At 73.7% G+C, this 10,210-nt stretch carries 11 protein-coding genes; 7 read left to right on the top strand and 4 right to left on the bottom strand.

The genetic code is table 11. From position 1 onward, the window contains the following. Positions 1 to 50 precede the first annotated feature (50 nt). Complete coding sequence (locus OHA65_RS14635) at positions 51 to 647, top strand: histidine phosphatase family protein (RefSeq protein ID WP_327283566.1); 597 nt, start codon at positions 51 to 53, stop codon at positions 645 to 647. A gap of 37 nt (positions 648 to 684) precedes the next feature. On the opposite strand, the gene OHA65_RS14630 is transcribed toward OHA65_RS14635, so the two are convergent. Continuing rightward, positions 685 to 1,980, bottom strand: a complete 1,296-nt coding sequence (locus tag OHA65_RS14630; protein WP_327283565.1) for a tetratricopeptide repeat protein — start codon at positions 1,978 to 1,980, stop codon at positions 685 to 687. Positions 1,981 to 2,270: 290 nt separating this feature from the next. On the opposite strand from OHA65_RS14630, the gene OHA65_RS14625 reads away from it, so the two are divergent. The 3 genes from OHA65_RS14625 (at position 2,271) to OHA65_RS14615 (ending at position 4,225) form a co-directional block, all read left to right on the top strand. Beyond that, a complete protein-coding gene (locus tag OHA65_RS14625) occupies positions 2,271 to 2,813 on the top strand; it encodes a hypothetical protein (protein WP_405763411.1) in 543 nt (180 codons plus the stop codon). Between the two features lie 17 nt (positions 2,814 to 2,830). After that, positions 2,831 to 3,709, top strand: a complete 879-nt coding sequence (locus OHA65_RS14620; protein ID WP_371643630.1) for a spermidine synthase — start codon at positions 2,831 to 2,833, stop codon at positions 3,707 to 3,709. A gap of 180 nt (positions 3,710 to 3,889) precedes the next feature. Then, the gene (locus OHA65_RS14615; RefSeq protein WP_405761980.1) at positions 3,890 to 4,225 is read left to right on the top strand and encodes a hypothetical protein; all 336 of its coding nucleotides are present in this window, start codon (positions 3,890 to 3,892) and stop codon (positions 4,223 to 4,225) included. 21 nt (positions 4,226 to 4,246) lie between these two features. Here OHA65_RS14615 and OHA65_RS14610 read toward each other — a convergent pair whose 3' ends face one another. Next, positions 4,247 to 4,789, bottom strand: a complete 543-nt coding sequence (locus OHA65_RS14610; RefSeq protein WP_327283561.1) for a hypothetical protein — start codon at positions 4,787 to 4,789, stop codon at positions 4,247 to 4,249. A gap of 78 nt (positions 4,790 to 4,867) precedes the next feature. Here OHA65_RS14610 and OHA65_RS14605 point away from each other — a divergent pair, with 78 nt between their 5' ends. The 3 genes from OHA65_RS14605 (at position 4,868) to OHA65_RS14595 (ending at position 7,895) form a co-directional block, all read left to right on the top strand. Continuing rightward, positions 4,868 to 5,557: a response regulator transcription factor gene (locus tag OHA65_RS14605; protein ID WP_328762851.1), complete on the top strand. Its 690-nt coding sequence runs from the start codon at positions 4,868 to 4,870 to the stop codon at positions 5,555 to 5,557. A 61-nt stretch (positions 5,558 to 5,618) separates the two neighbouring features. Continuing rightward, a complete protein-coding gene (locus OHA65_RS14600; protein ID WP_327283559.1) occupies positions 5,619 to 7,022 on the top strand; it encodes a HAMP domain-containing sensor histidine kinase in 1,404 nt (467 codons plus the stop codon). Between the two features lie 195 nt (positions 7,023 to 7,217). After that, on the top strand, positions 7,218 to 7,895 hold the full coding sequence (locus OHA65_RS14595; protein ID WP_327283558.1) for an NAD(P)-binding domain-containing protein: 678 nt from the start codon (positions 7,218 to 7,220) through the stop codon (positions 7,893 to 7,895). Positions 7,896 to 8,138: 243 nt separating this feature from the next. On the opposite strand, the gene OHA65_RS14590 is transcribed toward OHA65_RS14595, so the two are convergent. Both OHA65_RS14590 and OHA65_RS14585 read right to left on the bottom strand, forming a co-directional pair. Further along, positions 8,139 to 9,365, bottom strand: coding sequence for an MFS transporter (locus OHA65_RS14590; RefSeq protein ID WP_327283557.1), 1,227 nt, complete (start codon positions 9,363 to 9,365; stop codon positions 8,139 to 8,141). A 230-nt stretch (positions 9,366 to 9,595) separates the two neighbouring features. Beyond that, positions 9,596 to 10,099, bottom strand: a complete 504-nt coding sequence (locus OHA65_RS14585) for a MarR family transcriptional regulator (RefSeq protein ID WP_327283556.1) — start codon at positions 10,097 to 10,099, stop codon at positions 9,596 to 9,598. Positions 10,100 to 10,210 lie beyond the last annotated feature (111 nt).

The raw sequence follows: 10,210 nt of genomic DNA, 5'->3' as shown, positions 1-10,210 counted from the left end.
GCACCAACCGTATAGACCGCACAAATCCTTATGTACCGGGAGAAATTCCTATGGCCCCCCGCATCCTCCTGGCCCGCCACGGTCAGACGGCGTGGTCCCAGCTCGGCAAGCACACCGGACGCACCGACGTGCCCATGCTGGAGGAGGGCAAGCGGGGCGCGAAGCTGCTCGGCGAGCGACTGGCCCGCGCCCCGTGGAACGGCCTGCCCGGCGTGGAGGTGCGCACCAGCCCCCTGGTCCGCGCGAGCGAGAGCTGCGACCTGGCGGGCTTCGGCGCCCGGGCGGAGCCGTGGGACGCGCTGATGGAGTGGGACTACGGCGACTACGAGGGCATGACCCCGGCCGAGATCCAGGCGATCCGCCCGGGCTGGCTGATCTGGCGCGACGGCGCCCCGGGCGGCGAGTCCGTGGCCGACGTCGCGGCCCGTGCAGACGAGGTCGTCGCCTGGGCCCGCTCGGCCGAGCACGACGTGCTGGTCTTCGCCCACGGCCACGTCCTGCGCACCCTGGCCGCCCGTTGGCTCGGCCTGGAGGCCTCCTTCGGCGCCCGCATCCGCCTGGAGCCCACCTCCCTCTCGGTCCTGGGCTGGGCGTACGGGGCCCCCGCGCTGGAGCGCTGGAACGACACGGGCCACCTGGACCTCTGACCGCGCGGCCCGGGGTCCCGTACGGGGCCGGTCCGGGTCAGGCCGTGGCGTGGCGGGTCAGGAAGGCCGCCACGCGGGGGCTGCGCTGGTGCGGCACCAGGGCGCGGGCCGTGCCCGAGAGCATGGACCGGATCCGCGTGGACTGGACCTCGGTGAGCAGGTCCAGGACCCGCCCGCCCGCCCAGGCCGCCTCGTCCGGGGCACCCGCACGCGCAAGGTCGTCGGCCAGCTCGGCCGTGTAGAGGGCCACGTTCCGGGCGAAGTGCGGGTCCTGTAGGTCCGCCGCGCGACGGGCGTGCCGGGCCGCGCGGGCGTGCTCGCCGAGCGCCGCCCAGCAGCGGGATTCCAGCGATTCCAGCTCGGCTTCGCCGAAGAAGGACATCCACTCCGGGTCCGCGGAGCTCTCGCCGCGGGAGAAATCGGTGTGCGCCCGGGTCAGCGCCTCCTCGCAGGCCCGGCGGTCGGCCATGCCCGCCCAGCCGCCCGCCTCCCGCAGGGCGAGCAGCGACAGCAGCCGCGGGGAACCAAGGGAGCGCGCGGCGCGGCGGCCCGCCTGGGCGGCCCGTACCGACTCCCGGGGCCGGCCGCAGTCCCGGGCCAGGAAGGCCATGTTGCTGAAGGCGTGCGCCTCCAGGGCCGCGTCCCCGCAGACCCGGGCCGTCGCCAGCGCCTCCGCGTAGTGCGAGCGGGCGTCGTCGAAGCGGCCGGAGTCGTGCGCCAGCCAGCCCACGGAGATGGCCAACTCGCCGGCGCCCGCGTGCAGCCGGTCCTCGGTGGACTGCCGGGTGGCGCCCGCGTCGAGCAACGCGTAGGCGGCGCGCAGGGGTTCGGCCGCCTTGCGGTACAGGGCGTCGGCCCCGTGCCGGTCGTCCAGCAGCCGGATCTGGCGCACGGCCTCCTCGACCGCCGCCGCCTCGGACTCGCCGGCCCGGGAGGGCGGTCGGCGGGTGTCGCCGAGCAGGGTGAGGCCGATCGTCGCGGCCGCCACGGTCGCGGAGCCGCCCGCCATGAACGCGCGACGCAGCACGTCGCTCTCCTTGTGGGTGATGGGGGCGGTGCGCTGCGCGGACCGGCCGCGGACCGCCTCGCGCGGGGAGAAGCCCAGGTCGGCCAGGGTTCGGCCGGGGAACATGTGCAGGAAGACGCGCTCGTACGCGTAGTTGGGGCACCGGATCTCGCCGGACTCGACCCGGCCGATGTAGCGGGCGTCGCAGGAAACCGTTTCTCCGATCTCCTTCGCCGCGCGGCGCACCATGGCCGCGAACTCGGCCGGGGAGTGCCGGCCTCGCAGTCGCCGGAACGTCTGATTGGGTGAGTGGGGGAACGCCGCCATGGACGTGGCCTCTCTGGCAAGGGACGCACCGCCGGTTCCGCGGGATGGGGCCGGGCCCGGCGCGCATGAACGTACCGCCAGGGACGGGTGGTTCATGCGATGTTTGGCTACAAAAGGGATATCTCACCCGCGATCCGCCATGAACTGCCATCCTTTGCAGCGTCTTGCCACCGCACCCGTTGACGCTTTGGCGCGTTGAGCCCATGCGGGGTGTGAGGTGACCCCCGTCCCGCTCGTACGCGGATCGAGGAGGGGTTCCCTTGGTGGAGGGCGGCATGGAGAGCACTGGAATGAACACCGCGCCCGTGTCTTCGGGCGCGACCCCCGTCCCGGCCGCCGTGGGCGCCCCGGCGGCCGTGGGCGTCGTGGCCGCTCCGGCCGGCGTGGGTGTCGTGGCCGCTCCGGCCGTCGTGGGTGTCGTGGCCGCTCCGGCCGTCGTCGCCGTCCCGGCCGTCCTGGTCGTGACGTCCGCCCCGGCCGAGGCGCCGGACCTGGTGACCGTGCCCGCCCGGCAGGGCCTGGAAGCCGTGGACATCATCCGCCGCGCCGCGAGCCCGGCCGGCGGGGTCGGCCCGGTGCTGCACGACGGATCCGGCGACACCCTCGGCTTCCTCGTCCCGCCCGGCACCGCCGACGCCTGGGACATGCCGGGCAGTGCCTGCACCCAGACCAACGGTCGCGGCATGCGCTTCGGCGACGTGTCGCCCACCGCCGGGGACACCGGCTGGCTGCTCCCCCCAGAAGCCGTCGGTCCGGTCACCGACCCGGAGGTGCTGCGCGCCGCGCTCGGCGAGGCCGCCCGGCTGATCGAGGCGGCGGACAACTGCTGCTGACCGGTGACAATGGGGTGGTGGCAGGCAAGGGCAAGGGCAGCAGCAGGCAGCGCGGACGCGGGAGCTCCGAGGCGGTCGTCGGGCAGGTGGACGGCGGCACGGCGGAGCTGGCCCCCGACCGGGAGCGCGCGGACGGCTGGACGCTGCTCATCGACGGGGCCCCGCAGTCGCATGTCGACCTGGGCGATCCGCAGTACCTGGACTTCGCCTACCAACGGCGGATCGGCCACCTCATCGACCTCGTCGCCCCCGCCCGGCAGCCGCTGAACGTGGTGCACCTGGGCGGTGGCGCCTTCACCCTCGCGCGCTACACGGCCGCCGCCCGTCCCCGCTCGACCCAGCAGGTCGTGGAGATCGACGCCGCCCTGGTGGCCTTCGTACGCGAACACCTGCCGCTGGACCCGCAGGCACGGATCCGGGTCCGCGCGGTGGACGCGCGGGCCGGCCTGGCCAAGGTCCCGGACGGCTGGGCCGACCTGGTGATCGCGGACGTGTTCAGCGGGGCGCGCACCCCGGCGCACCTGACCAGCGCCGAGTTTCTGGACGACGTACGGCGGACCCTCGCGCCCAGCGGGTGGTACGTGGCCAACCTCGCGGACGGTCCGCCGCTCGCGCACCTGAAGGGCCAGATCGCCACGGCCGCCTCCCGCTTCGAGCACCTGGCGCTGGCCGCCGACCCGGTGGTGTGGCGAGGGAAACGATTCGGCAATGCGGTGCTGGTGGCCGCCGACCGGGAGCTTCCCGTCGGCGAGTTCACCCGCCGGGTCGCGAGCGACCCGCATCCCGGCCGGGTTGAGCACGGACGGGCCCTCGCCGACTTCGCGGGGGGCGCGGCCCCCGTCGCGGACGCCTCGGCGGTGGCCTCGCCGGAGCCCCCGCCGTCCGTCTTCCACTGAGCACGGAGCCCGTCGCGACGCGCCCCCGTTCAGACGGCCCTGCGCTCCGATCACCGCGGAGGCGGGCAGGTCTTCGGCAACGCCCGAGCACGGCAGCACCATGACCGGTCCCACCCGAGACCGCCCGCGTGGTCGAGGCACCCGGATCCGATCGGGTCGGCCCCGAGGCAGGATGGGCGCGTGGTACCTCCCCGACTGCTGTGGTGCGACCCCCGCCCCGTCCCCCGGTTCAACCGGCAGGAGCCCGTGACCACGATCGTGCGCGATCCGGGCTTCTACGAGCCGACGGAAGAGGATGACTGCTGGAGGTTCGGGTACTTCTGCCAGACGCACGACCGCCCCTACTGGCACGAGTCCTGCGGGGAAGGGCCGCATCTCATCGCCCTGCACTGCGACGAGCACGGGCCGGAGAACATGTGGCCGCAGCCGAAGATGCTCCTGTTCCCGGAGGGGTTCGATCCCCTGCTGAGCGACACGCAGCTGGTTTGGGTACGGGCACGGTGGGACGCCGACTAGGCAAGATCCCAAAGAGACGGCCTAGCCGTCGTAGGTCTCCACCAGCGGCGGGTGGCCGTTCCAGGTGCAGAAGACCGACATCTCCCGGCCCGCCTTCGTGAAGGTGACCCGGATCCAGTACGGCTGTTTCCACACCTGCATCTGCCAGCCGGCGTCCGGCGTCGCCGAGACCAGCTCCGCCGAGGACGTCCCGAGGTCGAAGACCACCCGGCCGCCGGTGACCGGGTAGGCCTTCACACTGCCCGGGTCCCCGCCGTCGCCCTGCTGCCCGTCCGGGCTCGGGCCCGGCGGGGCCGCCTTCTGCGGGGGCTTCGCGGGGGACGCCGAGGCGGACGGCGAATCCGACGGGGAGGCGGACGGGGACGGCGAGCCAGAAGCCGGTCCGGGCGACGGCGCCGACGCCCCGTGCGTCGAGGAGGACAGCGGCCGCGTGGTCAGCGGCACCGCCAGCGGCGGATCGTAGGCGGTTCCGGACATGACCGCGTGCACGCCCCACCAGGACAGCGTCACCGCCGCCCCGGTCGCCAGCGTCCAGGCGAGAGCATGAACAAGTCCTCGGTGCATCAGGGCACATACTGCACCACCCGCCCAGGAGACGGCCCGACACCCGCCGGATCCACCGAATGGACTACGGTGCCGCCCATGGCAAGTGTGCTCGTGGTCGAGGACGACCAGTTCGTACGTTCGGCTCTGATCCGGCACCTGACCGAGGCCTCGCACACCGTGCGGAGCGTCGGTACGGCCCTGGAGGCGCTGCGCGAGGTCGCCCACCACCGGTTCGACGTGGTCATCCTCGACCTCGGGCTGCCCGACCTCGACGGGTCGGAGGCGCTGAAGATGCTGCGCGGCATCACCGACGTACCCGTGATCATCGCCACCGCCCGCGACGACGAGGCCGAGATCGTCCGGCTCCTCAACGACGGCGCCGACGACTACCTGACGAAGCCCTTCTCGGTGGAGCACCTGTCCGCCCGGATGGCCGCCGTCCTGCGCCGCGCCCGTGCTGCGGCCGGGGCCGAACCGCCCTCGCGGGTCCTGCGGGTGGGCGGCCTGTCCATCGACCCGCTGCGGCGACAAGCCGAGCTGGACGGGGCCGTACTGGACCTGACCCGGCGGGAGTTCGACCTGCTGGCCTTCCTCGCCGGGCGGCCCGGGGTGGTCGTGGCCCGGCGCGAGCTCCTCGCCGAGGTATGGCAGCAGTCGTACGGGGACGACCAGACCATCGACGTGCATCTGTCCTGGCTGCGCCGCAAATTGGGTGAAACGGCTGCCAGCCCCCGCTATCTGCACACGCTGCGGGGGGTCGGCGTCAAGCTGGAGCCGCCGCTGTGAGCGCGGTGGGAGCAGCGGGCGCGGCGGGCAGGGCGGGCGCGGCGGGCAGGGTGAGCGCGCGATGAGGTGGGCGCTGGTCAAGGTGTGCCTCGCGGTCACGGCCATGGTGGTCGTGGCCTTCGCCGTGCCGCTGGGGCTCGTCGTCCAGGAGATGGCCAGCGACCGGGCCTTCTCCAACGCCGAGCGGCAGGCAGCCACCATCGGGCCGACCCTGTCCATCACCACCGACCCGGTGCAGTTGCGCAAGGCCGTGGAGTCCACCCAGATGGGCGCGGCCCAGCGGATGGCCGTCCACGTCCCCGCCGTCGGCGGCGGCGCGCCGGTGGAGATCGGCACCGGGCGGGCCGGGGCGCACGCCGTGGAGGAGACCCGGCGGATGGGCCGGGCGATGACGGCCCGGGTGGCCGGTGGTGGTTCGGCGCTGCTCCAGCCGACCGCCCTCGGGTCGGGGGACATAGCCGTCGTGGAGATCTTCGTGCCCGAGAGCGAGGTCAGCAATGGCGTCGCGACGGCCTGGCTGGTCCTCGCGGGCGTCGGCCTGGCGCTGATCGTGGGCTCGGTGGCGGTCGCCGACCGGCTCGGCGCCCGACTGGTCCGGCCGGCTGAGCGGCTCGCGGACGCCGCGCACCAGCTGGGGGAGGGCCGACTGGGGGCGCGGGTGCCGGAGGACGGGCCGAAGGAACTCCGCTCGGCAGCCGTCGCGTTCAACTCGATGGCGGACCAGGTGGTGGAACTCCTCGCCAATGAGCGGGAGCTGGCCGCCGACCTCTCGCACCGGCTGCGGACGCCGCTGACGGTGCTGCGGCTCAACACGGCCTCGCTCGGCGACGGGCCGGCCGCGGAGCAGACCCGGGCCGCGGTCGAGCAGCTGGAACGGGAGGTCGACACGATCATCCGTACGGCCCGTGAACAGCGCGCACCCGCGTCCGCCGCGGGCGGGGCAGGGGCGGGCTGCGACGCCTCCGAGGTGATCCGCGACCGGATGGCCTTCTGGTCGGCGCTGGCGGAGGACGAGGGCCGCGAGGTGCGGCTCGCGGGAGTGGACCGCACGGTACGGCTCCCGGTCGCCCGGCCGGAGCTCGCGGCCGCCCTCGACGCCCTGCTGGGCAACGTGTTCCGACACACCCCGGAGGGCACCCCGTTCGCGGTGGACGTCCACGACGCGGGTGACGCGGTCATCGTGCTCGTATCGGACGCCGGCCCCGGGATCGCCGACCCGGACGCGGCGCTGCGGCGCGGCAACGACGGCGGGCGGGACGGCTCGACGGGCCTCGGCCTGGACATCGTGCGCAGGGTCGCGGAATCGACCGGCGGGGACGTCCGGATCGGCCGCTCGATGCTGGGCGGGACCGAGGTCAGGGTGTGGATCGCCCTGGACGACCGGGCGCGGGGCGGCGGGGGCGGCGTGCGGACGCGCCGGGGTCGCCGTAAGCGCTGGGGCGGCTGGGGCGGCTTGGGCGGCTGAAGAGGCTGCGGCGGCTGCGGCGGCGCGGCCGAGGCGGTGAAATCATTGCCGAGGCCGGGGCCGATCCTGGACCGGACGCGGCGTCCGGAGGCATACGGTACGGGGTTGTCGGTAGTCCTCCGCTCCTCCGCTCGTTCGCTCTTTCACGCGCGCTCCTTCATTCGCGCTCCTTCCCCGAACGGAATGGAACCGGTCATGCGCTATGCAGTCCTCGGCACCGGGATCGTCGGCCGAACGGTGGCCGCCCGCCTCGCCTCCCTCGGGCACGAGGTGGTGATCGGCACCCGGGACCCCGGAGCCACCCACGGACGTACCGAGTACGCCGAATGGCAGCAGGCCCACCCGCAGGTCGGCCTCGCCTCCTTCGCGGAGGCCGCACGCCAGGGTGAGACGCTGGTCAACGCCACCGGCGGGCAGGTCAGCGTCACCGCCCTGACGGAGGCGGACGCCGAACACCTCGACGGCAAGGTGCTGATCGACATCGCCAACCCGCTGGACTTCTCGCACGGGTTCCCGCCCACCCTCGACCCGGTCGACGACGACAGCCTCGGCGAGTTGCTCCAGCGGACGTTCCCGCGCCTACGGGTGGTCAAGACGCTGAACACGATGAACTGCCGGGTCATGGTCGATCCGGCCCGGGTGCCGGGCGAGCACACCGTGTTCCTGTCGGGCGAGGACGCCGACGCCAAGAAGTCCGTACGCGAACTGCTGTACTCCTTCGGGTGGCCGGAGGCGGGCGTCATCGACCTCGGTGGCATCGAGACGGCCCGAGGCACCGAGATGCTCCTGCCGATCTGGCTGCGCCTCATGGGCACCCTCGGTCACGCGGACTTCAACTTCCACATCCAGGGCGCGTCGCCGCAGACCGGCTGAGGAACTGTCTGCCCGTCTGCCCGTCCGGCTGCCCCATGGCTGCGCCGAATGTGGGCCCTGACGGAAGGAGTCAGGCATGAAAGTCATGCTCAGGGCCCACATGGACACGGCCGCCACCAACGAGGGCATCAAGACCGGTGCCCTGCCGCAGGCCGTGAAGAAGCTCATGGACACGGTCAAGCCGGAGGCTGCCTACTTCGGGCTCCACGAGGGGGTCCGGTCCTGCTGGATCGTCTTCGACCTTCAGGAAAGCTCGGATCTGCCGCCGCTGCTGCAGGACCTGTTCTCGCAGAACGCGGAAGTGGAGGTGTCTCCGGTCATGGACGCGGCAGGACTGGCGAAGGGGCTCGCGGCGATTTCCGGTTCACCCGGCTGAGAGAAGGCCCCACGGCCGGCGGCCGCCCGCGCGAGCAGCGCGGAGGCGGCCGCCGCCGCGCACGACACGGCGAACGCGGCCCGGTGGCCGTACGCCCCCGCCAGCGGCCCGGCGGCCGCCGCGGCCAGCGCCTGGCCCACGATCAGCCCGCTGCCCACCACTGTCATGGCCTCGCCCATCCGCTGCGCGGGGCCCGCCCGCTCGACGAGCCCGAACAGCGCGATCAGGTGCGGGGCCACGGCCAGCCCGATCCCGGCGACCGCGAAGGCCGCGCCGAGCAGACCCGACACGGCGAGCAGCGGCAGCGTGAGCACGGCCTGCACGGCAATGGTCCGGCGCAGCCGTACGCCGAGGTCCGCGGCCCCGGGCCGGGCGACCGTCACGAAACCGGCGATCGAGCTGGTCACGGCCATGGCCGCCCACACCAGCCCGGCGGTCCCCGGTGCGGCGAGCGACTCGGCCAGCGCGTTGACCCCGGTGTTGGCCCCGCTCCACGCGGCGCCCTGCAACACGGCCATCGCGCACAGCAGCGCGAGCTCCGGCGACCACAGTCGTACGCCGGCACGCGCACCGGCATCCGCTGCGCCGAGGGGGCCGGGCGTGCTCGGGTGGACGGCGAACAGCGTCCCGAAGACCAGGATCAGACCGGCGGCGAGCACGAGCGCGGACGCCGGGTGCACGGTCACGGCCAGGATTCCGGCGACGGCCGGCCCGACCATGAACCCGACCTCGTCGAGGGTGGTGTCGAAGGACAGCGCCGCGCCGAGCAGGGCCTTGTCCCCGCGCGCGAGGTGCGCCCAGCGGGCCCGCGCCAGCGGGCCGACCTGCGGGACGGTGAGCCCGGCGGCGACGGCGAGCCCCATCCGGGCGGCCAGCGGCAGCCCGCCGAGGACGGCCGCGACGAGGGCGACGAGCGCGGCGGCGTTCGCGCCGCAGGCGGCGAGCAGCACGGGGCGGTGGCCGCGCCGGTCGGCGAGCCGGCCGATGACGGGGCCGCCGAGGGCCTGGCCGAGCCAGAGGGCGGCTGCGACGGTGCCGGCGGATTCCAGATCGGAGCGGGAATCGGAACCGGAACCGGAACTGTGAGCGGACACGGGCGACCTCCATCCGCACGCCGACCCTCCCGTGTCTCCGGCGCGCTCCGTTGCCCGTTGGACGGGACGGTAGCCGTGGAACGCGCGGTTCGGTAGGCGCTGTTCGCCCGGCAGGCGGGTGGGGAGTCGGAGGTTCGTCCGCTGCTGGGGGCTGCCGGGGTCAGTTGCGGCGGGGGTCTGCCGCGGGGTCGGATGCGCGCGGTCGGCTGCGGGGGGTCGGCTGCCGGGGGTCAGCCGCCGGAGTTCAGGCGCTGGGCCTGGGACCGGCCGACCTCGGCGGCGCGGTGCAGGTAGTCGGCGATGACGGCGAGTTCGGAGTCGGAGTAGCTCTCCAGGACGGCGCCGAAGGCACGGCCGGGGGTGTCCCAGGCTGCGCCGATCCGCGCTCGGGCCTCGGGGGCGAGGGAGACGAGGGAGCGGCGCCGGTCGTGGGGGTCGGCGTTGCGTTCGACGATGCCGGCCTTGACCAGACGGTCGACGAGGCGCGTGGCGGAGCCGGAGGTCAGGCCGGTGAGGCGGGCGATGTCTCCGGTGCTGACGGGGCCGGGCTCCATGTCGAGGAGGGCGACGCACTGCATGTCGGTGGGGTGAAGGCCGACGTGGTCGGCCATCGCCTGGTTGAAGAGCGAGTAGTCGGCGTAGTGCCGTTGGCTCTCGGTGACGATGCGCGCGAGCAGCTCGGCGCGGCTCCACTCGTCGCGGGCCTCACTCGAACGGGGGGAATCGGTTGACATCGGCTTCTCCATGCCTCAAATTTATCTGTGTGACACAGAATATTGGTCGTGCAGAATCTGTGTCGCGTATTCATCTTAGCGTGAACCAAGCTCCGGAACAGGAAGCAGGAA

It is taken from the genome of Streptomyces sp. NBC_00045 (genome assembly GCF_045041095.1).
Taxonomy (GTDB): domain Bacteria; phylum Actinomycetota; class Actinomycetes; order Streptomycetales; family Streptomycetaceae; genus Streptomyces.
This window is presented reverse-complemented; position numbering and strand designations above follow the sequence as displayed.